General features: G+C 35.9%; 29 protein-coding genes and 1 pseudogene. 20 read left to right on the top strand and 10 right to left on the bottom strand.

Annotation, left to right across the window (positions count from 1 at the left end; all coding sequences use genetic code 11):
• Positions 1–23 precede the first annotated feature (23 nt).
• Both rnjA and J2Z26_RS07365 read right to left on the bottom strand, forming a co-directional pair.
• The gene (rnjA, locus tag J2Z26_RS07370) at positions 24–1691 is read right to left on the bottom strand and encodes a ribonuclease J1 (protein ID WP_193536975.1); all 1668 of its coding nucleotides are present in this window, start codon (positions 1689–1691) and stop codon (positions 24–26) included.
• Between the two features lie 2 nt (positions 1692–1693).
• On the bottom strand, positions 1694–1903 hold the full coding sequence (locus J2Z26_RS07365; RefSeq protein ID WP_193536973.1) for a DNA-dependent RNA polymerase subunit epsilon: 210 nt from the start codon (positions 1901–1903) through the stop codon (positions 1694–1696).
• A 508-nt stretch (positions 1904–2411) separates the two neighbouring features.
• On the opposite strand from J2Z26_RS07365, the gene J2Z26_RS07360 reads away from it, so the two are divergent.
• A complete protein-coding gene (locus J2Z26_RS07360) occupies positions 2412–3188 on the top strand; it encodes a Cof-type HAD-IIB family hydrolase (RefSeq protein WP_193536971.1) in 777 nt (258 codons plus the stop codon).
• 70 nt (positions 3189–3258) lie between these two features.
• Here J2Z26_RS07360 and def read toward each other — a convergent pair whose 3' ends face one another.
• A complete protein-coding gene (def, locus tag J2Z26_RS07355; protein WP_193537367.1) occupies positions 3259–3813 on the bottom strand; it encodes a peptide deformylase in 555 nt (184 codons plus the stop codon).
• Between the two features lie 372 nt (positions 3814–4185).
• Between def and J2Z26_RS07350 the strand changes: the two are divergent.
• From J2Z26_RS07350 to lpdA, 5 genes and pseudogenes are all read left to right on the top strand, one after another.
• Positions 4186–4814: pseudogene (locus J2Z26_RS07350) on the top strand (YkyA family protein).
• 462 nt (positions 4815–5276) lie between these two features.
• A complete protein-coding gene (gene pdhA, locus J2Z26_RS07345; protein WP_193536969.1) occupies positions 5277–6392 on the top strand; it encodes a pyruvate dehydrogenase (acetyl-transferring) E1 component subunit alpha in 1116 nt (371 codons plus the stop codon).
• A 3-nt stretch (positions 6393–6395) separates the two neighbouring features.
• Entirely contained in the window at positions 6396–7373 is a 978-nt protein-coding gene (locus J2Z26_RS07340; RefSeq protein ID WP_193536967.1) for an alpha-ketoacid dehydrogenase subunit beta, read from the top strand.
• Positions 7374–7426: 53 nt separating this feature from the next.
• The gene (locus tag J2Z26_RS07335) at positions 7427–8740 is read left to right on the top strand and encodes a dihydrolipoamide acetyltransferase family protein (protein WP_193536965.1); all 1314 of its coding nucleotides are present in this window, start codon (positions 7427–7429) and stop codon (positions 8738–8740) included.
• A 3-nt stretch (positions 8741–8743) separates the two neighbouring features.
• Positions 8744–10153, top strand: coding sequence for a dihydrolipoyl dehydrogenase (lpdA, locus tag J2Z26_RS07330; RefSeq protein ID WP_193536964.1), 1410 nt, complete (start codon positions 8744–8746; stop codon positions 10151–10153).
• Between the two features lie 43 nt (positions 10154–10196).
• On the opposite strand, the gene J2Z26_RS07325 is transcribed toward lpdA, so the two are convergent.
• The gene (locus J2Z26_RS07325; protein WP_209794320.1) at positions 10197–10562 is read right to left on the bottom strand and encodes a small peptidoglycan-associated lipoprotein; all 366 of its coding nucleotides are present in this window, start codon (positions 10560–10562) and stop codon (positions 10197–10199) included.
• A gap of 170 nt (positions 10563–10732) precedes the next feature.
• On the opposite strand from J2Z26_RS07325, the gene J2Z26_RS07320 reads away from it, so the two are divergent.
• Together J2Z26_RS07320 and J2Z26_RS07315 are read left to right on the top strand one after the other, a co-directional pair.
• Entirely contained in the window at positions 10733–10972 is a 240-nt protein-coding gene (locus J2Z26_RS07320; protein ID WP_193536961.1) for a hypothetical protein, read from the top strand.
• Positions 10973–11029: 57 nt separating this feature from the next.
• Complete coding sequence (locus tag J2Z26_RS07315; protein WP_193536959.1) at positions 11030–11896, top strand: polysaccharide deacetylase family protein; 867 nt, start codon at positions 11030–11032, stop codon at positions 11894–11896.
• Positions 11897–11907: 11 nt separating this feature from the next.
• Here the strand turns inward: J2Z26_RS07315 and J2Z26_RS07310 are convergent, their stop codons facing one another.
• Complete coding sequence (locus J2Z26_RS07310; protein ID WP_193536957.1) at positions 11908–12336, bottom strand: DUF1885 family protein; 429 nt, start codon at positions 12334–12336, stop codon at positions 11908–11910.
• Between the two features lie 154 nt (positions 12337–12490).
• On the opposite strand from J2Z26_RS07310, the gene J2Z26_RS07305 reads away from it, so the two are divergent.
• Together J2Z26_RS07305 and J2Z26_RS07300 are read left to right on the top strand one after the other, a co-directional pair.
• Positions 12491–12790, top strand: coding sequence for a DUF3055 domain-containing protein (locus tag J2Z26_RS07305; RefSeq protein WP_193536955.1), 300 nt, complete (start codon positions 12491–12493; stop codon positions 12788–12790).
• 291 nt (positions 12791–13081) lie between these two features.
• On the top strand, positions 13082–13201 hold the full coding sequence (locus tag J2Z26_RS07300; RefSeq protein ID WP_193536953.1) for a GapA-binding peptide SR1P: 120 nt from the start codon (positions 13082–13084) through the stop codon (positions 13199–13201).
• Positions 13202–13251: 50 nt separating this feature from the next.
• On the opposite strand, the gene J2Z26_RS07295 is transcribed toward J2Z26_RS07300, so the two are convergent.
• On the bottom strand, positions 13252–14724 hold the full coding sequence (locus tag J2Z26_RS07295; RefSeq protein WP_193536951.1) for an aminotransferase class I/II-fold pyridoxal phosphate-dependent enzyme: 1473 nt from the start codon (positions 14722–14724) through the stop codon (positions 13252–13254).
• A gap of 268 nt (positions 14725–14992) precedes the next feature.
• Here J2Z26_RS07295 and J2Z26_RS07290 point away from each other — a divergent pair, with 268 nt between their 5' ends.
• Both J2Z26_RS07290 and J2Z26_RS07285 read left to right on the top strand, forming a co-directional pair.
• Entirely contained in the window at positions 14993–15949 is a 957-nt protein-coding gene (locus tag J2Z26_RS07290) for an NAD(P)H-dependent flavin oxidoreductase (protein WP_193536949.1), read from the top strand.
• 36 nt (positions 15950–15985) lie between these two features.
• The gene (locus tag J2Z26_RS07285; protein ID WP_193536947.1) at positions 15986–16255 is read left to right on the top strand and encodes a UPF0223 family protein; all 270 of its coding nucleotides are present in this window, start codon (positions 15986–15988) and stop codon (positions 16253–16255) included.
• A gap of 41 nt (positions 16256–16296) precedes the next feature.
• Here the strand turns inward: J2Z26_RS07285 and J2Z26_RS07280 are convergent, their stop codons facing one another.
• Positions 16297–16929, bottom strand: coding sequence for a YktB family protein (locus tag J2Z26_RS07280; protein ID WP_193536945.1), 633 nt, complete (start codon positions 16927–16929; stop codon positions 16297–16299).
• 243 nt (positions 16930–17172) lie between these two features.
• On the opposite strand from J2Z26_RS07280, the gene J2Z26_RS07275 reads away from it, so the two are divergent.
• The 3 genes from J2Z26_RS07275 (at position 17173) to J2Z26_RS07265 (ending at position 18752) form a co-directional block, all read left to right on the top strand.
• Entirely contained in the window at positions 17173–17361 is a 189-nt protein-coding gene (locus J2Z26_RS07275) for a hypothetical protein (RefSeq protein WP_193472623.1), read from the top strand.
• Positions 17362–17498: 137 nt separating this feature from the next.
• The gene (locus J2Z26_RS07270) at positions 17499–18290 is read left to right on the top strand and encodes an inositol monophosphatase family protein (RefSeq protein WP_193536943.1); all 792 of its coding nucleotides are present in this window, start codon (positions 17499–17501) and stop codon (positions 18288–18290) included.
• A 9-nt stretch (positions 18291–18299) separates the two neighbouring features.
• Positions 18300–18752 (top strand): GNAT family N-acetyltransferase, encoded by a 453-nt coding sequence (locus J2Z26_RS07265; RefSeq protein ID WP_193536941.1) that lies wholly within the window; start codon positions 18300–18302, stop codon positions 18750–18752.
• An 18-nt stretch (positions 18753–18770) separates the two neighbouring features.
• Here the strand turns inward: J2Z26_RS07265 and J2Z26_RS07260 are convergent, their stop codons facing one another.
• The gene (locus J2Z26_RS07260) at positions 18771–18956 is read right to left on the bottom strand and encodes a YlaF family protein (protein ID WP_193536939.1); all 186 of its coding nucleotides are present in this window, start codon (positions 18954–18956) and stop codon (positions 18771–18773) included.
• A gap of 151 nt (positions 18957–19107) precedes the next feature.
• Here J2Z26_RS07260 and typA point away from each other — a divergent pair, with 151 nt between their 5' ends.
• From typA to J2Z26_RS07245, 3 genes are all read left to right on the top strand, one after another.
• Complete coding sequence (typA, locus tag J2Z26_RS07255; RefSeq protein WP_193536936.1) at positions 19108–20949, top strand: translational GTPase TypA; 1842 nt, start codon at positions 19108–19110, stop codon at positions 20947–20949.
• Positions 20950–21069: 120 nt separating this feature from the next.
• Positions 21070–21384, top strand: coding sequence for a YlaH-like family protein (locus J2Z26_RS07250; RefSeq protein WP_193536935.1), 315 nt, complete (start codon positions 21070–21072; stop codon positions 21382–21384).
• An 11-nt stretch (positions 21385–21395) separates the two neighbouring features.
• Complete coding sequence (locus tag J2Z26_RS07245) at positions 21396–21683, top strand: hypothetical protein (RefSeq protein ID WP_193536933.1); 288 nt, start codon at positions 21396–21398, stop codon at positions 21681–21683.
• A 27-nt stretch (positions 21684–21710) separates the two neighbouring features.
• Here J2Z26_RS07245 and J2Z26_RS07240 read toward each other — a convergent pair whose 3' ends face one another.
• A complete protein-coding gene (locus tag J2Z26_RS07240) occupies positions 21711–21914 on the bottom strand; it encodes a YlaI family protein (protein ID WP_193536931.1) in 204 nt (67 codons plus the stop codon).
• A 172-nt stretch (positions 21915–22086) separates the two neighbouring features.
• Here J2Z26_RS07240 and J2Z26_RS07235 point away from each other — a divergent pair, with 172 nt between their 5' ends.
• The gene (locus J2Z26_RS07235; protein WP_193536929.1) at positions 22087–22548 is read left to right on the top strand and encodes a pyridoxamine 5'-phosphate oxidase family protein; all 462 of its coding nucleotides are present in this window, start codon (positions 22087–22089) and stop codon (positions 22546–22548) included.
• Between the two features lie 47 nt (positions 22549–22595).
• Here J2Z26_RS07235 and J2Z26_RS07230 read toward each other — a convergent pair whose 3' ends face one another.
• Complete coding sequence (locus tag J2Z26_RS07230) at positions 22596–23192, bottom strand: YhcN/YlaJ family sporulation lipoprotein (RefSeq protein WP_193536927.1); 597 nt, start codon at positions 23190–23192, stop codon at positions 22596–22598.
• A 301-nt stretch (positions 23193–23493) separates the two neighbouring features.
• On the opposite strand from J2Z26_RS07230, the gene J2Z26_RS07225 reads away from it, so the two are divergent.
• Positions 23494–24822: a PhoH family protein gene (locus J2Z26_RS07225; RefSeq protein WP_193536925.1), complete on the top strand. Its 1329-nt coding sequence runs from the start codon at positions 23494–23496 to the stop codon at positions 24820–24822.
• Positions 24823–24825 lie beyond the last annotated feature (3 nt).

Raw genomic sequence — 24825 nt, 5'->3', positions numbered from 1 at the left:
TTTGAGATTGTCTCTTTTTCTATTTATACCTCCATGATGATTGGTAAAATCATAGGACGGCGTTTTGTTTTCTCGTAAAGGAAAGGTGCCAAGGTATCTGTAATTTCGTTTTTAATTTCGGACCATTGAGTGGTGCGACGTTCCATCACTTTATTCAAGTGTTTAGAAATTAAGCCTTGTGCATCATTGATTAAATCTCCAGACTCTCTCATATACACAAATCCACGTGATATTAAATCAGGTCCAGCTGCTATCTTGAAGTCTTTCATGTTAATGCTAACAACAACAATGACAAGTCCTTCTTCTGAAAGAATACGACGATCACGTAAAACGATATTACCAATATCACCTATTCCGCTTCCATCGATGTAGACATTCCCAGAAGGAATTTTCCCAGCTACAGAAGCTTCATTCTCACTTAATGCTAATACTTCACCATTATCCATAATGAAGCAATTTTCCTCTAAAACTCCACAGTCGATAGCAAGCTTTGAATGCATCTTTTGCATACGGTATTCACCGTGGATAGGCATGAAGTATTTAGGTTTAATCAAACGAAGCATAAGCTTTTGTTCTTCCTGACCACCATGACCTGAAGTATGAATATCACTTAGAGCACCATGAATTACCTCAGCACCTGCACGGTAGAGCATGTTGATTGTTCTGCTAACACTTATAGTGTTACCTGGAATAGGAGAAGAAGAAAATACAACAGTGTCTCCAGGAATAATTTGTATTTGTCGATGAGTTCCATTTGCAATCCTTGAAAGGGCCGCCATTGGCTCACCTTGGCTTCCTGTACACAGAATGACAACTTTGTCAGCAGGAAGTCTATTTATTTGTGATGCTTCAATAAATGTGTCCTTAGGGCATCGAATGTAACCTAAATCTTGTCCAATATTTATCGCTGCTTCCATACTGCGTCCAAAAACAGCGACTTTACGATCATAAGCAACAGCAGACTCAACAACCTGCTGAAGACGGTGAATATTAGATGCGAAGGTCGCAAAGATAATTCTTCCTGTTACCTTACGGAAAATATCGTTAATGCTTTCCCCAACACGACGTTCAGACATTGTGAAATTAGGAATCTCACTGTTTGTGCTGTCAGATAATAAACAAAGAACGCCTTCTTTCCCAATCTCAGCCATCTTTGTTAAGTTAGCAGGTTCGCCAACAGGAGTGAAATCAAATTTGAAATCCCCAGTATGAACAATCTGACCAGGTGGTGTTTTTACGACGATTCCATATGAATCAGGTATACTGTGTGTTGTTCTAAAGAAAGTAACAGACGTTTTTCTAAATTTAATAATATCGTCTTCTTGGATTTCAATTAATTTAGCTGTTCGAAGTAAACCATGCTCTTCTAGTTTGTTACGGATTAAGCCTAGTGCTAATTTACCTCCGTAAATAGGTATGTTTACCTCGCGTAAAAGGTACGGAATGCCTCCAATGTGGTCTTCGTGACCGTGTGTAATAAATAATCCTTTTATTTTTTCCACATTCTTAATGATGTAGCTATAGTCAGGAATAACATAATCAATACCTAAAAGCTCGTCTTCAGGAAACTTAATTCCTGCATCAATTAAAATAATTTCATCTTGAAACTGAACACCATATGTGTTCTTACCGATTTCGCCTAGTCCCCCAAATGCGAAAACAGCAGTTTGGTCATTTTTAACAAATTTCATAATCAGATCTCCAATACCTTATAGTCTTCATTTTGTTGCTCATAAGCTAGATGTGCGCCTTCAACTCGTTGCACAAACTCAATGTTGTAGTTACGATCTTTTAATTTCTCACGAACATATCTTTCTGCATCTGCATTAACATAAAGTGTTTTTGTTCTTTCGCGCACAGGAACTTCATTTGCCTGTTCTTGATAGTAAACTTTAAAAATCATTTGCCAAATCTCTCCTTAATTTCCGTTTATAAGATTCACTTGTTCTATTATATAAAAAATTAACAAGTTTTTCATGTTTTTTCTATTTTTGATAAAAATTTAGCATATTGTTCCCATTTCAATATGTAGAAAAGAGGCCCTTCGGACGTCCAGAAGGGCACTTTTTTTATCAAGAAAGTTTAAGCAATTGTTTTTTTCTTTAAAATATCTGTCCAATGTTGTAGTAACTTTTTCCGAAGCTTTTTGAGCATGATTACATCATCTCCTTAATTTACTATTTTAAACCTTCCTTGTCCATTGTTAAATAGGTCATAGGTCAATTTAATTAATTTTGTTACTTATTTTTTATTTAATGTTTTTTTCTTTTTAATTCCATGATTAGTATATGGATTTTTAGGAATGATTATCGTGGGGATATTTGGTAAAAGTAAACGTAATCATTTGACAAGATGATACTGATAAAGTAGCTTTATGAAAGTAATATAAGCTTAAGATTGAGGTGGCAAAAATGACAAAAAAATTAGTGTTTTTTGATATAGACGGTACTCTATTAGACCATGATAAAAAACTGCCTGAAAGTACAAAGAAAGCTATTTTTTCTCTGAAAAGAAAAGGAATTAACGTCGCAATCGCAACTGGTAGGGCTCCATTTATGTATGAAAATCTTAGAAATGAGTTAGAAATTAATACGTTTGTTAGTTTTAATGGTCAATATGTTGTATTTGAGGGTGAGGTATTATACACCAATCCACTCAATCCAGAAAAATTAGATGAATTAAGGAACTTTGCACTAAAGTATAAGCATCCCCTAGTGTATATGAATGCAGAAATGATGCGATCGAATGTTGAAAATCACCCGTTTATACATAAAAGCATCTCTAGCTTAAAATTTGAACATCCAAATTACGAACCCGATTTTCTAGCAAATCGAGATATTTACCAAACTCTGTTGTTTTGTATAAGAGAGGAGGAAGAGAAATATATTCAATCTTTTCCATCCTTTCAGTTTATCAGGTGGCATGAATTTTCAACTGATATCATTCCTTACGGTGGTTCTAAAGCAGAAGGGATTAAAAAGATTATGGATGCATTAGGAGTGAATAGAGAAGATGTCTATGCGTTCGGAGATGGTTTAAACGACGCAGAGATGTTAGATTTTGTAGGAACAGGTGTCGCAATGGGAAATGCTGAGGAAATTATAAAGCAACGCGCTGATATTGTAACTAAGTCAGTTGATGATGATGGAATTGTCCATGGGTTAGAATTAATAGGATTGCTTAAATAGGAAGAGGCTGTATTAAAAATTGATGTGGAGTTGTCACATTAATTTATAGTACAGCCTTACAAAGTTTGTGTTATCTTTCTATTCCAATTGCATTTTCAGGCGTAGCAAATGGATCTTCTTTATTAATATGGTCATAAAACATTACACCATTTAAATGGTCAATTTCATGTTGGAAAACAATTGCTGGCAAACCTTTAAGTCTTAGATTTACTTCCTCACCGTCAACCGTTGTAGCCTTTACTTTTATTCGTGCATACCTAGGGACATACCCAGGAACTTCACGATTAACCGATAAGCAGCCTTCTCCACTAGTTAAGTAACTTTTTTCAATAGAATGACTTATAATTTTAGGGTTAAAAAGTGCAAAGCTTATAAGTTTATCATTTTCATCTCTTACGTGTATTGCAATCATTCTTTTTAAAACGTTGATTTGTGGAGCCGCAAGGCCAATACCAGGTCTGAGACCATATTTCTCGGCAATTACAGGATCCTGACTATTTTTAACAAATTCCATCATCTTGATCAGTATATCCTTTTCCTCTTGTGTTGCAGGCAATTTTATCTCTTTAGCATTAGCTCTTAAAGAGGGGTGGCCTTCGGTTATTATATTTTCCATTGTAATCAATTTTAACATTCACTCCTTATGTACCAGATGCTTATTAACATTTACCCTTAGTTTAGCAGAGGAAGGTTGTTTTTAAAAACACTTTTTATTGCGGCAATTAGTTAAGTCATATTACTGTTAATACATTTGAAGAATAAATTTGTGTGTTTAGAAAACTCATTAAAAAGTTCTAAGTAAGTGGACAAGCACATACATATTATTAATCACTAATTAAAGAATAATTTCCAAGGTGTTTCATAAAAAATAGATAAGTCACTAAAAATGAAAAAAAGAAATGAACAGGTTGTAAAAAAAAGCGTAAAACTTTATAGTAGAATATGGTACATAGGTAAGGGGGATTTATAGGTGAAACTTAAATTAACGATATTATTAATGGTTCTTAGCTTTGTTTTATCAGGTTGTAATACAGGACCAACTCCAGAAGAAGAAATTTATGAGACGCTTGAAGAAGTAGTAAATCTTGAGACTTCTTTTAAAGAGCAGCAAAATCCTCTAGTTGAGCTTGAAAAAAAGGAAAAGGAACTTTATGATCAAATCATTTCATTAGGGATGAAGGAATTTGATAAAATTGTAGCTCTTTCCGAAGAAGCATTAGCAATTGTAGAGGAACGTGAAACAAGGCTAAATGAAGAAAATGCAAGTATAGAGGCATCAAAAGAAAAGTTTAACTTAGTAAAAGATTATATTGCTAATCTTGAAGACGAAAAGCTTTCCGAAGATGCAAATCAACTTATTGAGTTAATGGAAAATAGATATTCCAGTTATTCAACCCTTTACTCAAATTACTTAGAAGCTATTGGGCACGATAAAAACTTTATACGATGTTCCAAAGTGAAGACCTGACTCTCGAGCAATTAGAAGAACAAATCAAAAATATAAACGAGAGCTACGAAAAGGTTATTGCAGCAAATGAAGAATTTAATAACTTTACAGAGCAGTATAATGAATCTAAATTGGCTTTTTATGAAAATGCTGGATTAGAGGTAGTATACAAAGACTAGAGGATAACCCTCTAGTCTTTTTTAGTGTCTCTATTTTATTAATACAGTTTTTGAAGTTGTATTAATACAGGTTGTTTGTTCTGGATTTAATTAGGAAAAAAGTCATCGCCATGATTGTATAGAAAATATGTAGGCAAAAGGATTGACTATCAAAAAGTTCTTATTGTAAACTTAAAACTGTTAATGAACATTGTATTATTATTTCTTTAGAAGTGATTAATACAGATTATTCAAAGTGAACTTTTCAACAAATTGTTTCAGGTGGAATATGGGCAAACTATAGATGGATAGATAAGCAGTAGTACATATACGCAAAAAATGTCTTGTAATAATCGTTTTTGGGTAACCTATTGCTGTATAAATAACTCCCACTCGCAACTTAGGGCATTTCCTTGCTTTAACATTTTGTGTAAAGTCTTTATCAACTAATAACTAGGAAAATGAAAGGAAGAGGTGACTGACATGGCTGCAAAAACAAATGAAGCATTATTTGATAGCCAACAACAACTTGAAAAGGTTGCTGAACAATTTCCAACTCTACAAATCCTTAATGAAGAGGGACAAATTGTAAATGAGGCAGCAATGCCTGATCTAAGTGATGATCAACTAAAAGAATTAATGAGAAGAATGGTATATACTCGTATTCTTGATCAACGCTCTATATCTTTAAATCGTCAAGGGAGACTAGGGTTCTATGCACCTACGGCAGGTCAAGAGGCAAGCCAATTAGCTTCTCAATTTGCGTTAGAAAAAGAAGATTTTATCCTACCGGGCTACCGCGATGTTCCGCAAATTGTATGGCACGGATTACCTCTTTATCAAGCATTTTTATTTTCTCGTGGTCACTACCATGGCAACCAGATGCCTGAAGGTGTGAATGTAATTTCACCTCAAATTATTATTGGTGCTCAATACATACAGTGTGCTGGTGTAGCTTTAGGTATGAAAAAACGCGGTGCTAAATCTGTTGCTATTACATATACAGGTGATGGTGGGGCTTCACAAGGTGATTTCTATGAAGGAATTAATTTTGCAGGAGCATATAAAGCACCAGCAATTTTCATTGTTCAAAACAACCGTTTTGCTATTTCAACTCCAGTAGAGAAACAGTCTGCTGCAAAGACAATTGCACAAAAAGCTGTTGCCGCAGGTATTCCAGGTGTTCAGGTTGATGGAATGGATCCATTAGCGGTTTACGCTGCTGTAGCTGAAGCTCGTCAGCGCGCTATTAATGGTGAAGGCCCTACATTAATTGAAACTCTAACGTACCGTTACGGTCCACATACAATGGCTGGGGATGACCCAACACGTTACCGTTCTTCAGAATTAGATGATGAGTGGGAAAAGAAAGATCCACTTGTACGTTTCCGTAAATTCCTAGAGGGTAAAGGATTATGGAATGAAGAATTAGAGAATAAAGTAATTGAAGAAGCAAAAGAAGATATTAAAAATGCGATTAAGAAAGCGGACGAAGCACCAAAACAAAAAGTTACAGATTTAATTTCAATCATGTACGAAAACCTTCCGCTAAATCTTCAAGAGCAAATGGAAATCTATAAAGAGAAGGAGTCGAAGTAAGCCATGGCGCAAATGACAATGATTCAAGCAATCACTGATGCGTTACGCACAGAACTAAAAAATGACCCAAATGTCTTAGTATTTGGAGAAGATGTTGGAGTGAATGGTGGGGTTTTCCGCGCCACTGAGGGTCTACAAGCGGAATTCGGTGAAGATCGAGTATTTGATACACCCCTAGCTGAATCAGGTATCGGCGGCTTAGCAATTGGTCTTGGCTTACAAGGTTTCCGTCCTGTTCCAGAAATCCAATTCTTTGGTTTCGTTTACGAGGTTATTGACTCTATAAATGGACAAATGGCACGTATGCGTTATCGTTCAGGTGGAAGATATACATCACCAGTTACAATTCGTTCTCCATTCGGAGGAGGAGTACATACGCCTGAACTACACGCAGACAGCCTTGAAGGCCTTGTTGCATCACAACCTGGTTTAAAAGTTATCATTCCTTCAACTCCTTACGATGCAAAAGGTTTATTAATTTCTGCCATTCGCGACAATGATCCGGTTATCTTCTTAGAACATATGAAGCTATACCGCTCATTCCGTCAAGAGGTTCCTGAAGAGGAATATACAATTGAAATTGGTAAGGCTGATGTTAAACGCGAAGGTAAAGATATAACAATGGTTACTTACGGAGCAATGGTTCATGAATGCTTAAAGGCAGCTGAAGAACTTGAAAAAGAAGGGGTATCAGCTGAGGTTATCGACCTACGTACAATTAGCCCATTAGATATTCCAACGATTATTGCTTCTGTAGAAAAAACAGGAAGAGCAATTGTTGTACAAGAGGCACAGAAGCAAGCTGGAATTGCTGCTAACGTTGTTGCTGAAATTAACGACCGTGCTATCTTAAGTCTTGAAGCACCAGTACTTCGTGTGGCAGCACCTGATACTGTGTTTTCATTCTCTGCTGCTGAATCTGTTTGGCTTCCAAACTATAAAGATGTACTTGAGACAGCAAAGAAAGTCCTTAATTTCTAGACAATCTAAACGGTTGAAATATAGTTAACATTTATAATAGGAGGCGAATAACCTTGGCATTCGAATTTAAGCTGCCAGATATCGGTGAAGGTATCCATGAGGGTGAAATCGTAAAATGGTTTGTTAAACCTGGCGATGAAGTAAATGAAGATGATGTATTATGTGAAGTTCAGAATGATAAAGCAGTTGTTGAGATTCCTTCACCTGTTAAAGGTAAGGTATTAGAAGTGCTAGTAGAAGAAGGTACTGTTGCAATTGTAGGTGACACATTAATTAAATTTGATGCACCAGGCTATGAAAACCTTAAGTTTAAAGGTGACGACGAGGATAAGCCTAAAAATGAAGAGGCTAAGCCTACTCAAAACCAAGAAGAGGCGAAAGCGGATACTAAAGAGGTTGACGTTGACCCAAGTCGCCGCGTTATTGCAATGCCTTCTGTCCGTAAGTATGCTCGTGAAAAGGGTGTGGACATTAAAGCAGTTGAGGGTTCGGGTAAAAATGGTCGTATCGTAATGGCGGATATCGATTCCTTCTTACAAGGTGGAGCACCAGCAACAACAGTAGCAGAAACTACAGAAGAAGTTATTACACAAGAAACTGTTACAACTAAAACAGAGGAAAAAGAAAAAGCTGCATCAGCTAAACAACCAATCCCTGCAGGTCAATATCCAGAGACACGTGAGAAAATGAGTGGGATTCGTAAGGCTATTGCAAAAGCAATGGTTAATTCAAAACAAACTGCACCTCATGTAACCCTAATGGATGAAGTTGATGTGACAGCACTAGTTGCTCATCGTAAGAAATTTAAAGGTACTGCATTAGAAAAAGGTATTAAGCTAACGTATTTACCATATGTTGTTAAGGCGTTAACTTCTGCATTGAGAGAATTCCCTGCACTAAATACATCTCTTGATGATGCAACTGATGAAATCATTCATAAGCATTATTATAATATAGGAATCGCGGCTGATACGGATAAAGGTTTATTAGTACCTGTTGTAAAAGATGCAGATCGTAAATCAATATTTACAATCTCTAATGAAATAAATGAACTAGCAGGTAAAGCGCGTGACGGTAAACTTGGATCAGACGATATGAAAGGTGCTTCTTGTACAATTACGAATATCGGTTCTGCAGGTGGACAATGGTTTACACCTGTTATCAACCACCCAGAAGTAGCGATTCTTGGTATCGGCCGTATTGCAGAAAAACCAGTCGTAAACAATGGAGAAATTGTGGTCGCTCCTGTTTTAGCATTATCCTTGAGTTTTGATCATCGAATGATTGATGGTGCAACTGCGCAAAATGCTTTAAATCATATTAAACGTTTATTGAACGACCCACAATTATTATTAATGGAGGCGTAATAAATGGTAGTAGGAGATTTTCCAATTGAAACCGATACACTCGTTATCGGTGCTGGGCCTGGTGGATATGTTGCTGCGATTCGTGCTTCCCAGCTAGGGCAAAAGGTTACAATCGTTGAAAAAGGCACACTAGGCGGAGTTTGTCTTAATGTTGGATGTATTCCATCTAAAGCATTAATTTCAGCTGCTCATCGTTATGAGCATGCGTTACATTCAGAGGATATGGGTATAAAAGCTGATAATGTGACTGTTGATTTTTCGAAGGTGCAAGAATGGAAGTCAAGCGTTGTCAACAAACTTACTGGTGGAGTCGAAGGATTACTAAAAGGTAATAAAGTTGAAATTGTACGTGGCGAAGCCTACTTTGTTGACAGCAATTCTGTGCGTGTAATGGATGAAAATTCTGCACAAACATACACATTTAAAAATGCAATTATTGCTTCAGGTTCTCGTCCTATCGAAATACCTGCATTTAAATATGGTGGAAGAGTATTGGATTCAACCGGTGCTTTAAGTCTTAAGGAAATTCCGAAAAAGCTTGTGGTCATCGGTGGTGGCTACATCGGTACAGAACTAGGAACAGCTTACGCTAACTTTGGAACACAGGTTACAATCTTAGAGGGTGCTGATGAAATTCTATCAGGATTTGAAAAGCAAATGAGCTCACTAGTTAAAAGGAAGCTTAAGAAAAAAGGTGCAGAAATCCATACTAATGCATTGGCAAAAAGTGTAGAGCAAACTGAAAATAGTGCTACAGTAACCTTTGAAGTAAAAGGTGAAAGTAAAACAGTTGAAGCTGATTACGTACTTGTAACGGTAGGTCGTCGTCCAAATACAGATGAGTTAGGCTTAGAGCAAGTAGGTATTGAAGTGACAGAACGTGGTTTAATTAAAATTGATAAACAATGTCGTACAAACGTTAGTAATATCTATGCGATTGGTGACATCGTAGAAGGACCACCATTAGCTCATAAAGCTTCATATGAAGCTAAAATTGCTGCGGAAGCAATTGCTGGTCATGCTTCAGAGATCGATTACCTTGGAATCCCTGCAGTCGTATTTACAGACCCTGAGCTTGCATCTGTTGGATATACCGAAAAAGAGGCAAAAGAAGAAGGTATCGATGTTACTGCATCAAAATTCCCATTCGGTGCGAACGGGCGTGCATTAGCTCTTAACAGTGCTGACGGCTTCTTGAAACTAATTACTCGGAAAGAGGATGGATTAGTAATTGGTGCGCAAATTGCTGGACCAAGTGCTTCAGATATGATTGCCGAACTAGGACTAGCGATTGAAGCAGGTATGACTGCTGAGGACTTAGCAATGACCATTCATGCTCACCCGACTTTAGGTGAAATTACCATGGAAGCTGCAGAGGTAGCGATTGGTAGTCCGATTCATATTGTAAAATAAATAGACAGACAAAATCGCTCTCATTTTTACTTGAGAGCGATTTTTATTTTAAAACATCAATTAAGGGTTGTATTATTTCTTCCTTTGATAAATCTCCCTCAATTTGTGCAATGATTTGATTGTCATGAATTACAAGTAAGGTTGGAAAGGTGTCTACATCAAAACTTGAATAACGGACCTTCTCGCTAGATGGAATTACCTTCATTGACGTAACGATTTCAGGATAGGTTTTTTTAATTTCTAATAAGGCATCATAATAGCTGGATTCATTATGCAAGTTGTCTTCATCAGAAAAAAATAGTAATTGTTTCTCTGTATTGTTGAAGACAGGGCTTGATGGAGTGTTTTGAGCGAGATGACAGGATGAGAGCAAAAGAAATGATAGCATAAAAATAACTAAGCTTCTCATATACGATGGTCCACTTCTTTCTAAGTTAATCGACAAATTCTAAATTCATTCTATCATGTCTTCAAATAATTCTTTCGATTGTCATGTAATTGTTACAGAAATGAAAAATAGATAGCGCCAATTGAACATATATATTACAAATGTTTAATTCAAGTGAAGGGGCTTTCATTATGAGGGTATATGTGATAATATTGGTCCAATTTTTGATTTGGAGTAGTTTTTCAATCGCTGCATGGGTTTCAAATCAAGATAGTATTAAGTCTAAATCCATTCTCTTTCTTGTATTTAGTTATTTAGCATTCTGGGTTGCAACAACCATTGGGTTAACAAAGCGAAAAGCATTATTCACTACATTAGTAACAATGGCGGCATTCTTTTCATGTCAGCAGTTATTTTGGTTGGCTATATAAACTGAGGCAGTTTTTTACTATAATGGAAAGGTGCAAAATAAAAAGGAGGAAAGCAGCATGAAAAAAACACTCGGACTAGTCATCCTTGCAATTTTTTTAACCGGCTGTGGAACAACAAACGATAATCCAAAATCGATGCCACAAGATCAAGAACATAATTCCACTGAGGAAACTAAGGTGCCTCCTAAAACAGAACCAGAAAAAGTTGATGAAGCAAACAAAGATGTTACTGAAAAAGAAGATAGTGTTGAAGTAGAGCATAAGGAAGGGGTCACAAAACCAACACACCGTTTGAATCCTTCAAACTGGGCAATTGAGCCTATTAGTGATGCTAACGAAAAGGTTGTCCTTCTTACCATAGATGATGCTCCAGACAAACATGCTTTAGAGATGGCATCAACATTAAAGGAATTAGGGGTAAGTGCAATTTTCTTTGTAAACGGGCATTTTATTGATTCTAATGAAGAAAAAGAGATACTTATGAAAATTCATGAGATGGGATTTCCGATAGGTAATCATACAATGACTCATGCAAACCTGAAAGATAGTTCTGAAGAGGAGCAGTACAAGGAGATTGTGGGCCTTAGCGATATGATTGAAGAGATAATAGGAGAAAGGCCTCAATTTTTCAGGGCGCCGTTTGGTGTAAATACTGACTACAGTAGGCAATTGGTTGAACAAGAGGGGATGCTTTTAATGAACTGGACTTACGGGTATGATTGGGAAAAAGACTATCGTACCAAAGAGTCTTTAGCAGATATAATGGTCAATACTCCACTGTTGAGACATGGAGCTAATCTTTTAATGCATGATAGAGAATGGACAAATGCCGCATTGGCTGATATTGTAACAGGTCTTCAGTCAAAAGGATATGAAATTGTCGATCCTAAGGTAATTGAAACGCCAAAAAACACGGGTAATTAAACCCGTGTTTATTACTTTCTAGGATAATAGTACATAATTCTACCATTAAATAAGTGTAGCTCGCCTTGAAGTTTTTTTCCTAAAAATTTACAGAATTCGTTTGCTTTTCCTTTATCCCCATGTGTTGAGGCTTGAGGGAGAGTAATTTGAATATAATATTGTTCAGTTTTATTTTCTTCATCTTCAATTTCTTCTTTACCTACACCTAATACAATAAGGTTATAACGACTATCTGTAGATTTTAAATAAAACCAGTTTGTACCTTCCTCGTTGTTTTCCTTTATATCATATGGAAAGGCTGCGTCTCCGTATTCCCAGCTTACTTGCTGTCCGGTTTTACTGGTAATCTCTTTATAATAGTAAAAAAGCTCTTTTACATCATCAAGTGTAATTTCTTGTTTAGTTGAGCCTGGAACGAGTTTTATGTATGCGTTTGCCATTCGGTTCACTCCTAATAAAAACTTCATAATACTAGTCCATTCTAGCATTTATTAAAAGTTATTGACAACAAATAATCGTAAAGAGGCTTGTAAAAAGCTGTTTTATAAGTTATAATAATATTCTGAATAATCAAATCTTATAAGGAGGTATTCTATGAATCTATTTGACAAACTATATGATGATCAAGAAAATGTAAAGGTACGTTTTGTAGGGTTTACAACTGAAAATGTACGATACGATTTTGGTATAGTTTATACGAATTTATTCTTTGGCAAACCATTAGTCATTTGTATGCAAACAGGACGATCAACCCTCCTCGATCCAAAAGATATTGAGGATCTAGATTATCTACGTCGAATCTTCCGCATTGATACCCTTGAAGAAGCTGCCGATCTTGCTGATTTCTTTAAAACATCCTTACCACATATTCCATTTGAAACACAATATGAATAGTTTAATTAATGCAGACCAGCATATAGTGCTTGGTCTGTTTTTATATTAACCACACGTGGAAAGCGAAGTGGATGTTAGAGAATAAGTTCAATGTACTTATCCAAAACCAAATTACTAGTTAAAAAGAAAGCTAAACAAAAAATAATTATGACATACAATTAACCATTGACTAATTAATTGTGACATATTATTATATAAATAACATAACGTTAAGCGCTTTCATAGTGGGTGCTTCGTTAACAAATATCGTCATAATCAAACAAAAATGCTTTGGAAGGGGTTTTTGAAACAATGGGAACAATCGTATGTCAAAATTGTAATAACACAATTGACCATTTCGATGACGAAAAAGTAACGACGCTTTATGCAAAATGTGAAGAGTGTAACTGTGAACCAAGAGATAAAAAATAAAAGATTAGTTATATATATTAAAAAAGCATGCAAATTTGCATGCTTTTTCTTTATTCTATCGCTCTATGCTCTTTAATAACCCTAAGTGTAGATAATTCACTGTCTTCCGGGCCTTGAACTGGTAAACCTACCTCTATATTCTTTTTAATGTATGTCAAATTTTCTTCGGTAATGATTTCACCAGGAATAAAGATTGGAATCCCAGGAGGGTACACCATAATAAATTCAGCAATGATTCTTCCTGCCGATTGATCAAAAGGCACCACCTCAGTCTCAGCATAAAAAGCATCTCTAGGAGTTAATGCTAAGCGTGGAATATTTGGTAGCAGTACAGCGGGCTTATGGTCTACATCACTATGCTGCTTTAATTCATTTGCCATTTCCTTTAAAGCATTAATTAATATAGCGGTTTCCTTTTCAGTATCACCAGGGGTAATAATACACAAAATATTGTACAAATCTGATAGTTCGACTTCGATATTGTATTTTTCTCTTAACCAGCCCTCAACTTCATAACCTGTTATACCAAGTGCTTTAACAGAAATAATTAATTTGGTGGGGTCATAATCAAACGTTGCCTTTGAACCAACAATTTCTCTACCAATACAATAAAGATTTTCAATCTCATTTATTTCTTTACGTGTTTTTTCAGCAAGTCGAATAGCTTCTTCAATTAGGTCATGACCTTCCATCACGAGTCGTCTTCTTGCTACATCAAGAGAGGCTAATAATAAGTACGATGTAGATGTTGTTGTAAGCATACTTATAATCGACTGAACACGTTTTGGTGAAACAAGGCCTTCTTTTACATTTAAAATCGAACTTTGAGTCATTGATCCACCTAATTTATGAACACTGGTAGCTGCCATATCAGCACCGGCTTGCATTGCAGATAATGGAAGCTTTTCATGGAAATGAATGTGTACACCATGAGCTTCATCGACTAATACAGGAACTTCATAGGAATGAGCAATTTCAACAATTTGCTTTAAATCTGCAGATATCCCAAAATAGGTTGGGTTTATTACTAGAACACCTTTTGCGTCAGGGTGTTGTTCAAGTGCCTTTTCAACAGAATCCGTTGTTATACCATGAGATATTCCTAAGTCCTTATCAATTTCTGGGTGGATGAAAACTGGAACAGCACCTGAAAAAACAATCGCTGACATAACAGACTTATGAACATTTCTTGGAACGATAATTTTATCCCCAGGTCCACAGACTGCCATAACCATTGTCATGATTGCTCCACTTGTACCTTGAACAGAGAAAAACGTATGATCAGCACCAAATGCTTCTGCTGCAAGGTCTTGTGCTTTTTTAATCATCCCTTTTGGTTGATGAAGATCATCCAACGGTCCGATATTGATTAAGTCAATTGATAGAGCATTATCTCCTATAAAATTTCGGAATTCAGGGTCAATTCCGGTGCCCTTTTTATGGCCAGGAATATGAAATTGAACAGGGTTTCTTTTTGAATGATTAACTAATCCACTGAATAATGGTGTTTCTGATTGTGACAATTTTAGCACGCACCTCTTTAATAATCGATATTTTTTAAGCCAATAAGATAGCAGTTTGTTATTATTTCATCTATATACAAATATTACGTATTGGCCAAGTCATAAAACAAATGAATTATAGCATTTATCGCACCATTTGCATAGAAATTTCTGTATGTTATTAAAGTAACTCATCAGTACTATTAATAAACATGAATTCAAGAAATAAAAAGGATTCTGTTTAGAAATAGAGAATGAAAAGGTAGAGGGAAAAAGGGAGGTTGTTCATATGAATTGGGAAACTCGAGTAACGAAACTTCTAGGAATACAATATCCAATTGTTCAAGGTGGACTCGCTTATCTAGCTTATGCAGATTTAGCTGCAGCGGTGTCAAACGCTGGTGGATTAGGACAAATCACGGCTATGTCATTAGATGGTCCAGAGGAACTTCGTGAAGAAATAAGAAAAGTTAAAGAGAAAACGTCTAAGCCATTTGGTGTAAATTTTGCTATCGGGCAGCATGGGCGACCTTTTTCACATATGCTTGATGTTGCAATTGAAGAAAATGTTCCGGTTGTGTCCATGACTGGTGGAAATCCTACTCCAGTATTCGACCAATTAAAGGGTACGGACATAAAAAAACTCGTTTTAGTGGCTGCCAAACGTCAAGCAATAAAGGCACAAGAGCTTGGAGCAGATGCTGTAATGGTTGTAGGTCAAGAAGGAGGCGGTCATTTAGGAAAAGATGATACTGGTACTTTTGTGTTGATTCCTCAGGTTGTAGAAAGTGTAAGCATCCCTGTAATTGCTTCCGGTGGAATTGGTGATGGAAGAGGTCTAATGGCAGCTCTTAGTTTAGGGGCTGAAGGAATTGAAATGGGAACACGTTTTATAGCTACCAAAGAATGTATTCATGCTCACCCAACTTATAAAGAGGCTCTAGTGAAGGGTTCTGAAAGTGATACAGTCGTTATAAAAAGATCGCTAGGAGCACCAGGAAGAGCTATTGGAAATGAATGGACAAAGAAAATCCTTGAATTAGAAAAAATGAATTGTGGCTATGAAGGTTTAAAAGATTATATTAGTGGTATTTCAAATAAGAGGTATATTTATGATGGAGAAATTAATGAGGGATATGCCTGGGCAGGGCAAGTAATGGGCTTAATACATGATATCCCTTCCGTTAAGCAGTTATTTGAACGTATGATCTTAGAAGGGGAAGAAATACGTAGGAAATGGCAATAATAAATAGAAAAATTGACTATATTGAGGTGTTTCATTTTGGATTATCAATACCCGATTTCACCTGACTGGAAAACAGAAGAAATCATTGATGTTATAAATTTTTATCAGTCAGTAGAAAAAGCATATGAGAAAGGAATTAATCGTGAGGATTTAATGATTACATATCGAAGATTTAAAGAAATTGTCCCTAGTAAAGCTGAAGAAAAACAGATAGACCGCGAGTTTGAAGAAATAAGCGGATATTCTTCATATAGGGTTATTAAGAAAGCGAAAGAAGCAGAGGGAAATGTAACTATTAAGGGTTAAGTAAAAAGGCAGAAGAAGTATCTTCTGCCTTCATTCATTTATTATTTAGAATTACTAGATAGTTGGTATAAGGGAATGAGTTGTTTAAACGTGTCATCAACTTTTTGAATAAACTGGTCAGATGTCATTTCCACTGCAGTATTTCTGTCAATTGTTATACCGCATAAAATTTCTGCTTTTTTTACTGTTTGCAGACGGGTGAACATGGATAATAAGTCATCCTGAGATAGCCCTTGATTCGATATCACCTCAGGTTTTGTATGATCCATTGACCAAACAAAATCGCTAGGGATTAACTCATTAATTTTAGTTATATTTTTTTCTAACGACTTTCCAAACATTTCTTTGCCGTTTGCTTCATAAATCACAGCAAACCAAATGAAAAGATGTGTTTCCCATAATCCTATCTGGAAATGTGGGACCATTTTATACCCTCTTTTATTATTTGCAAACGCAACCCAGGTATCTTTAGGTGGATTAACAGATCTTCTCGCATGTTTAGCAACATGAAAGAACATTTCTTCTCCAACTATGGTTGATAATGTAGGAGAAAAATGCTCTCCTAAAGCCTCAAGCTTTGGTCGGATGGTTTCTTTAAGTGCCTCCATTCGGGCATCTAAACCCTCAATCGTAAATACATTAAAATCCTCATTCGTAAAACCTTTAAAATCCATATGTATACCTCCAAAACATTGCTTTTACAATAGTATCATACTAATTGTCTAATATATAACGAAATACTCAGAGTGAATATCAATCAGGGTCTTATATAGTATTTACTCTAGGTAAACGCACATATTTGTTGCATGGAGACAGAATCCACATATTATAAAGTAAACCTAATAATAATTAATCCTTCTAAAAACAAATAAGGTAACTGTTACGTGTTTCGAAAATAAAGAAAGGGGTGCAGGAGAATGAAGCAAGTGACAAACGCGTTGAAACTTAATGATAGTAAGAGGCGCATTGCTGTGTTACGTCTTGAGTTAGATTATGAATTGGCAACCCTTTATGATGCGATGATAAATAAAGATGAAAAAAAGAAACAAGAATGTGTAAAAAAACTTGAAAAAATAAGAAGTGAAATGATCCAATTGAAAGCTTAAATTTATAGGGGTTGGCATATAAAAACGAGCCAAAGAAGGTTCGTTTTTATTTGTGGGTCAGTGAGAATTACTTGATTTTCCACCCTTATTTACCTTAATCTTATATCAACCATTTTAAAAGAAAAGGGTGTTCGGTGATGGGTGATTTAAATGAAATGTATAGAAATGGAGTCAAGTGGACCCGTGAGGCAGGAAAGCGGATTCGAGATTCATTTCAAACGAAATTAACAATCCACACTAAATCAAATGCTGATGACTTAGTCACAAACATAGACCGAGAAACTGAACAATTTTTTATACAGCATATAAAAGCTTCATACCCTACCCATAAAATAATGGGTGAAGAAGGGTTTGGTGATAAGCTTGAATCGCTTCAAGGATTTGTATGGATTATCGATCCTATTGATGGAACAATGAATTTTATCCATCAACAAAGAAACTTTGCCATTTCAGTAGCTTTATATGAGGACGGGGTTGGAAAGTTTGGTATGGTTTATGATGTTGTGCATGATGAACTTTATCATGCCATTCGTGGAAATGGAGCTTTTTTAAATGATGATCCTATTCCAGAGCTTCCTTTTGTTGAGTTGAATAAAGCTATTTTAGGAATAAACGCTACATGGGTAACCGACAACAAACGAATCGATTCATCCATATTAGCTCCACTTGTTAAGTCAGTGAGGGGAACAAGATCTTATGGAGCAGCTACTCTTGAATTTGTGTATGTCGTTACTGGGAGACTTGATGCCTATATCTCAATGAGACTATCTCCATGGGATTTTGCAGCAGGAGCAATCCTTATAGAAGAAGTGGGAGGCATTGTTACAACGTTAGATGGAAATTCATTAAATTTCTTAGGGGAAAACACAATACTTGTAACGAACAAAAGTTTACATAAAACGATAGTAGAGGATTATGTTCTAAAGTAGGTGTGAACAATGAAACCAATTGAAATGGCTCCTCACCATTTAGATTTCTTTACCATCCTGATAGAGGATAGTCCTCTTTGGAAGGAGAATGAATTAAAAGATTTGTCACTGGATGCATATATGCATGGTTATACTTCTTTACAAGGGGACTGGCAGGTATGGTTAGACAAAGGTATTCTTATTGGAATAACCTTTACTGTTAATAAGGCACCTTCAAATAATAAAATGTGGCTTGGAACCATATTAATTGCGAAAGAGCATAGGAATAAAGGATTTGCAAGGAGAATTATCAAAGAACTTGCGATTAAAGCTCTCTCAAAAGGAGACGAGGCAATATTTTGCGGGATACCAATCGAAATAAACGAATGGTCCATGTTTTTAGGGAATTGCGGTTTTGAGCAATTTAAAATTGAAAAAGATAAAACCGGTCAAAATTATTTAGTATTCGTGTATCCATTATAATAAGAAAAAGGCAGGAAATTAAATCCTGCCTTTTTCACGAAGCTTTTTCTTGGTAACAAAGCCAAAACCCGTAACAATAAAAACCGCTACGATTGACAACACTATACCTAATACACTGCGTAAAGCAATAGAAACTCCAATAAGCATAATGCAAATTGCAGTTAATAAAGCAATACCTAGCATCGGGAAGTTGATTGAATTCATATGAAGTCCCCCTTGAGTAGTAGGGTGGTTACAACTTGTACCTACCGTACTTAATATTTATTTTACAAATAAACTTGCTACTTTACCACTATCTTTGTGGTATAATATCAAAGTTGTAATTATAGAGACGAATAATTAGGAGATGAAAAACTTGAACATTCGCAATGATATCCGTAATATCGCGATTATTGCCCACGTTGACCATGGGAAAACTACTTTGGTTGATAAGTTATTACATCAATCTGGAACATTTAGGACTAATGAACAGGTTGAAGAACGTGCCATGGACTCAAATGCAATTGAACGTGAGCGTGGAATAACAATTTTAGCGAAAAATACGGCAATTAACTATAAAGATAAGCGCATTAATATCATGGACACACCTGGTCACGCTGACTTCGGTGGAGAAGTAGAACGTATCATGAAAATGGTTGATGGAGTTCTACTTGTTGTTGATGCATATGAAGGCTGTATGCCACAAACACGTTTCGTGTTAAAAAAGGCGTTAGAACAAAAGCTTACTCCAATCGTTGTTGTGAACAAAATTGACCGTGATTTTGCTCGCCCAGCTGAAGTTGTTGATGAAGTAATTGACCTATTCATTGAATTAGATGCTACAGAGGAGCAATTAGAGTTCCCTGTAATTTATGCTTCGGCAATCAATGGAACAGCTAGTGCAAATCCTGAAAAACAAGATGAAAATATGGAATCGCTTTTTGAAGCTATTTTAGAGCATATTCCTGCACCAGTTGATAATAGTGACGAACCACTTCAATTCCAAGTTGCCCTTTTAGATTACAATGACTACCTAGGTCGTATTGGAATCGGTCGTGTTTTCCGTGGAACTATGAAGGTTGGCGAGCAAGTAGCTCTTATGAAGTTAGACGGTAGCGTAAAACAATTCCGTGTTACTAAGATGTTTGGTTTCATTGGCTTAAAGCGAATTGAAATCCAGGAAGCAAAAGCTGGGGATTTAGTTGCAGTATCAGGAATGGAAGACATTAACGTCGGTGAAACTGTGTGTCCTGTAACTCACCAGGATGCCCTACCTGTGCTTAGAATTGATGAGCCAACACTACAAATGACATTCCTAGTTAACAATAGTCCATTTGCTGGTAAGGAAGGTAAATTTGTAACTGCTCGTAAAATCGAAGAGAGACTACGTGCTCAATTAGAAACTGATGTAAGTTTACGTGTTGAAAATACAGATTCACCTGATGCTTGGGTCGTTTCAGGACGTGGAGAACTTCACTTATCTATCTTAATTGAGAATATGCGTCGTGAAGGCTTTGAGCTTCAAGTATCAAAACCAGAAGTTATTGTACGTGTAATTGATGGTGTTCGTTCTGAGCCAGTAGAACGAGTTCAAATTGATGTTCCTGAAGAACATACTGGTTCTATTATGGAGTCAATTGGTGCACGTAAAGGTGAAATGCTTGATATGATTAATAATGGAAATGGCCAAGTAAGGTTAATTTTCATGGTTCCTGCAAGAGGGCTAATTGGTTATACTACTGAATTCTTAACTCTTACTAGAGGTTTCGGTATTATCAACCATTCATTTGATAGCTACCAGCCTATGGCTTCGGGTCAAGTAGGTGGCCGTAGACAAGGTGTTCTTATTTCTATGGAGAGCGGTAAAGCGAGTCAATATGGAATTATGGGAATTGAAGATCGTGGTACGATTTTCGTTGAACCTGGTACTGATGTTTATGAAGGTATGATTGTTGGGGAACATACACGTGAAAATGACTTAACAGTTAACGTAGTTAAAGTTAAGCAAATGACAAATATGCGTTCTGCAAACAAAGATCAAACGACAACAATGAAAAAACCTCGTTTAATGTCACTTGAGGAATCTCTTGAGTATTTAAATGATGATGAATATTGTGAAATTACACCTGAATCTATTCGTCTTCGCAAAAAGATTCTAGATAAAAACGAACGTGAAAGAGTTACGAAGAAAAAGAAATTAGCAGAAGCAGCAAAATAATAATAGTACGTACCCTACAACTTTTTAATGGTTGTAGGGTCTTATTTTGCGCATATATTGAGAACTTTGTCTCTTTCTGTTACTTTATAGATATAAAGATTGACCCAAGGGGGATTAACAATGGTACTTAGTGAAGAATTATCATTTTTTGCTGCTCTATTTGGAGTAGATACAAATCCTACAGTAGGAATGTGGCTTTTATACATTACAATCGTTGGACTTTCGATTGTTGTTTATAAACTCGGATTTGCTAAGAAGTTACCAATATTAAAATCGGTAGTTATTTATTTCTTTCTTGCATTAGGAGGAACTTTCTTAACCTTTTTAGGTGTTTTTCTGCCGGTAGCAGAGGGCCTCGTCGTTGCAGCTCTTGTTCTAATTGTTTATAAAATTCGATTACATCAATCCAAAAAACAAGAATCAACAGTAAAGTAGGTGAACGAAAGTTGAAATCTTTACAAGATACTCTTTATAATTGGTTAACGATTAAGGTTGTAGCAGATGCACGCCCGGACGATACAGCGGCACGTGACACATTCGATTTATTCGATGATATATTGAAAACAGATCACAAAGTTAGCAATATTAAAGTAGAAAAGGATGAGTTAATGTATTTCGTTATCTTTGAAAAAGATGGTGAAGAGAAAAAAGCTCGTTTTGCTGCTGAGTTGATTGATATTATGCATGACCAAATCGAGCAGGAACCCGAAAAATATATTAATTATCCTGAATAAAAAAAGCCGAACATTCTGTTCGGCTTTTTAAAATAGGTCATCTTTTTTAACTTTTTTTCGATATAATTTAAATTTACCTGTAGCAATTCTTTCGTTTGTTCTGTCCTCAATTCTTTTATTACAATCAGGGCATAAATAAGTATGTATCGGTCTATTTCGCAGTTTTTTAGCTTGACTGGATTCGTCCTCGATGTTCTTGATTTGATCACATAATACACATTTTACTCTCATTTTTTACACTCCTATAATACATATCCAAATACATATCAATTGTACATTGTGGATCGGTTTCTTTATTGTTTTAGTATAGCATGAAATCATACTATTCAATAACGATTGTTTTATCTTTTGTTAAAAAAAGGTATGATATAAACTATAGAAAAGCTCAGTAGGAGGAGATATGATGGCAAATCAAGTGGAATTACAATTAATTCAGCCATTGTTTGACATATTTCAACGAGAACGATTTGTTACCTTATCAACAGTTGATTATGAAAGTGGTGGACCTAACGTAAATGCAATATCATGGGTATTTGCCCCAGACAAAAAGAGAATTTACGTTGCAGTTGATAATCGGTCTAGGATTGTAAAGAACATACTCAAGAATCCTTCGGTTGTTTTAAATGTAACAGCCTTTGAATCGAATTATTCAATTAGTGGTAGAGCAAGCATTAAAGCAGAAAAAATGGAGGATGTGCCTCTTAAGTTAGCACTTATTGAGATATTCATTAATGAAGTCCGTGATGTTATGTTTTATGGATCAAAAATATCAGTTGAACCACAATATGAAAAAACATACGATGTTACTGCCGCTGAAAAATTAGATAAACAAGTATTGGATGCAATGAAAAGGTATAATGTATAACAAGCAAAGGCTGCCTAAATGGGAAATCATTAAGCAGCCTTTTTCTACTATTGTCGATTATTCATATGATTTTTAGATTGATCTTGTTGTTCCTTTTCTAACTTCTTTTCTTGCTTAGGGTTGAGTTGGTTATCATTTTGTTCTGTCGGATTTGCGTTGTCATTATCAATAATGTCACTTGGTACATCAGGAATGATTCTGCCAACTATTTGTGCTAACTCATCCAAAATACCAACGATTGGACGACCATCTTGTATTTCTTGTCCCATTTGTCTAAGTCTTTCAAAAGTATCAGCATCTGCAACTACGATAGCATTCGCCCCATATGGGTCATGCTGTAAACTTTCAGCGACTGAATATTTTATAGACTCTACACGTGAACGATCTAACTTTGCGTTTACATCAATACCAACAACTGCAAAGTTACCAAGAACAACTGCTGTTGCGTCATTTACACTTGGTATACTTGAGGCAAGTTCCACTAAATGCTCTGAGATTTCTTGCCCTGTTTTTCTGTCAACATAGTCATCCGCTGTGTTTTTTACGTGAATTCTATTATCGTTTCCTTCATCTGCATTTTGATTTGCGCCACAACTGGCTAGGATGAAGGCAATAGGAATGATAACTGTAAGTAATCTTTTCAAAATTTTCCCTCCTCAAATAAATTCCTTATTACTTCTAGGTTTAGGTACCTAGACTAAGTTTTTCTTATTTTATTGTTTAATAATTCTTCTATCTTTATACATGCTCTCATATATTTTTATCAACGGTCCGTCCAACAGAGGTCACTAGGTTGCAAGGAGTCCTTAAAAAACATATCCTATATCAATTAAATTTTTTGTTTGAAATAAAAAGGAGTTTGTCAATTTATTGCTTCCGATTGGTCGGACACCTGTTTCACTCCCTTTACAAACAGAAAAAAATAATAGGGTAGGAGGCGGAAGTTTGAGTAAAATTTATGTTCTAGATACAAATGTATTATTGCAAGATCCGCATTCAATATTTTCATTTGAAGACAATGAGGTTGTTATACCAGCTGTTGTCCTAGAAGAAGTTGATTCAAAAAAGCGCTATATGGATGAAATTGGGAGAAATGCGCGACATGTATCTAAATTAATTGATCGTTTACGTGAAACAGGGAGGTTACATGAAAGGATTCCATTAGAAAATGGTGGAGTATTAAGGATTGAGTTAAACCATCGATCCTTTCACCAACTTCAGGAAATATTTGTAGAAAAAACGAATGATAATCGCATTTTGGCGGTGGCAAAAAATTTATCACTGGAAGAACAAACGAAGGAAAATGGAAGAGCTGTTATTTTGGTTAGTAAGGATACTCTTGTGAGAGTTAAAGCGGATGCTTTAGGATTACAGGCAGAGGACTTTTTAAGTGACCGTGTTGTTGAAGTAGACCATATATATACTGGAGAGTTAACTCTATATTTGAATACGGATTTGCTTAATCGTTTTTACGAAAAAGGGGAGCTAAGCTTATCAGAATTGGCGAACCATCCTTTTTATCCAAATCAGTTTATCGTAATGAAAGATGCGTTAGGTACTTCTTCTTCAGCTATAGGTATTGTTGATCATATCGGGAAAAAAGTAAAAAAACTGGTCTTCAATCACGATCATATATGGGGAATTAGACCAAGGAATGCTCAACAGTCTATGGCCTTTGAACTTCTATTACGTGACGACATCCCACTGGTTACCTTAATCGGAAAAGCAGGTACAGGGAAAACGTTACTAGCGCTAGCAGCTGGATTATTGCAAACTGAAGACCTCGGAAAATTTAAGAAGCTGTTGGTAGCAAGACCTATCGTTCCAGTTGGAAAGGACCTTGGCTATTTACCGGGGGAGAAACAAGAAAAATTAAGACCTTGGATGCAGCCAATATTTGATAACCTTGAGTATTTATTTAATACCAAGAAGCCAGGAGAACTCGATGCGATTTTGGCCGGAATGGGATCAATTGAAGTAGAGGCTTTGACGTATATTAGAGGTAGAAGCATTCCAGAACAATATATCATAATTGATGAAGCGCAAAACCTTACGAAGCACGAGGTAAAAACCATTTTAACTAGGGTTGGAGATAGAAGTAAAATTGTTCTAATGGGAGACCCAGAACAAATTGACCATCCTTATCTCGACGAATATAATAATGGACTTACCTATGTTTTAGAAAAATTTAAAGATCAGAAGATAGCAGGTCATATTAAATTAGTAAAGGGAGAAAGATCTGGTCTAGCACAACTTGCAGCAGATATATTATAAAGT

This window comes from Cytobacillus luteolus (assembly GCF_017873715.1).
Classification (GTDB): Bacteria; Bacillota; Bacilli; order Bacillales; family Bacillaceae_L; genus Bacillus_BV; species Bacillus_BV luteola.
The sequence above is the reverse complement of the archived record's forward strand: the minus strand, read 5'-3'. Positions and strand labels throughout refer to the sequence as shown.

What these genes read in the sequence shown, in the direction of transcription:
- pdhA (WP_193536969.1), top strand. Translation starts at nt 5,277, where the DNA reads ATGGCTGCAAAAACAAATGAAGCATTATTTGATAGCCAACAACAACTT.
- J2Z26_RS07280 (WP_193536945.1), bottom strand. Translation starts at nt 16,929, where the DNA reads ATGGATTTTAAAGGTTTTACGAATGAGGATTTTAATGTATTTACGATT.
- J2Z26_RS07270 (WP_193536943.1), top strand. Translation starts at nt 17,499, where the DNA reads ATGGGTGATTTAAATGAAATGTATAGAAATGGAGTCAAGTGGACCCGT.
- J2Z26_RS07320 (WP_193536961.1), top strand. Translation starts at nt 10,733, where the DNA reads ATGAGGGTATATGTGATAATATTGGTCCAATTTTTGATTTGGAGTAGT.
- rnjA (WP_193536975.1), bottom strand. Translation starts at nt 1,691, where the DNA reads ATGAAATTTGTTAAAAATGACCAAACTGCTGTTTTCGCATTTGGGGGA.
- J2Z26_RS07290 (WP_193536949.1), top strand. Translation starts at nt 14,993, where the DNA reads ATGAATTGGGAAACTCGAGTAACGAAACTTCTAGGAATACAATATCCA.
- J2Z26_RS07300 (WP_193536953.1), top strand. Translation starts at nt 13,082, where the DNA reads ATGGGAACAATCGTATGTCAAAATTGTAATAACACAATTGACCATTTC.
- J2Z26_RS07360 (WP_193536971.1), top strand. Translation starts at nt 2,412, where the DNA reads ATGACAAAAAAATTAGTGTTTTTTGATATAGACGGTACTCTATTAGAC.
- J2Z26_RS07305 (WP_193536955.1), top strand. Translation starts at nt 12,491, where the DNA reads ATGAATCTATTTGACAAACTATATGATGATCAAGAAAATGTAAAGGTA.
- J2Z26_RS07310 (WP_193536957.1), bottom strand. Translation starts at nt 12,336, where the DNA reads ATGGCAAACGCATACATAAAACTCGTTCCAGGCTCAACTAAACAAGAA.
- J2Z26_RS07265 (WP_193536941.1), top strand. Translation starts at nt 18,300, where the DNA reads ATGAAACCAATTGAAATGGCTCCTCACCATTTAGATTTCTTTACCATC.
- J2Z26_RS07365 (WP_193536973.1), bottom strand. Translation starts at nt 1,903, where the DNA reads ATGATTTTTAAAGTTTACTATCAAGAACAGGCAAATGAAGTTCCTGTG.
- J2Z26_RS07235 (WP_193536929.1), top strand. Translation starts at nt 22,087, where the DNA reads ATGGCAAATCAAGTGGAATTACAATTAATTCAGCCATTGTTTGACATA.
- J2Z26_RS07275 (WP_193472623.1), top strand. Translation starts at nt 17,173, where the DNA reads ATGAAGCAAGTGACAAACGCGTTGAAACTTAATGATAGTAAGAGGCGC.
- J2Z26_RS07315 (WP_193536959.1), top strand. Translation starts at nt 11,030, where the DNA reads ATGAAAAAAACACTCGGACTAGTCATCCTTGCAATTTTTTTAACCGGC.
- J2Z26_RS07260 (WP_193536939.1), bottom strand. Translation starts at nt 18,956, where the DNA reads ATGAATTCAATCAACTTCCCGATGCTAGGTATTGCTTTATTAACTGCA.
- J2Z26_RS07325 (WP_209794320.1), bottom strand. Translation starts at nt 10,562, where the DNA reads ATGAGAAGCTTAGTTATTTTTATGCTATCATTTCTTTTGCTCTCATCC.
- lpdA (WP_193536964.1), top strand. Translation starts at nt 8,744, where the DNA reads ATGGTAGTAGGAGATTTTCCAATTGAAACCGATACACTCGTTATCGGT.
- J2Z26_RS07250 (WP_193536935.1), top strand. Translation starts at nt 21,070, where the DNA reads ATGGTACTTAGTGAAGAATTATCATTTTTTGCTGCTCTATTTGGAGTA.
- J2Z26_RS07340 (WP_193536967.1), top strand. Translation starts at nt 6,396, where the DNA reads ATGGCGCAAATGACAATGATTCAAGCAATCACTGATGCGTTACGCACA.
- J2Z26_RS07240 (WP_193536931.1), bottom strand. Translation starts at nt 21,914, where the DNA reads ATGAGAGTAAAATGTGTATTATGTGATCAAATCAAGAACATCGAGGAC.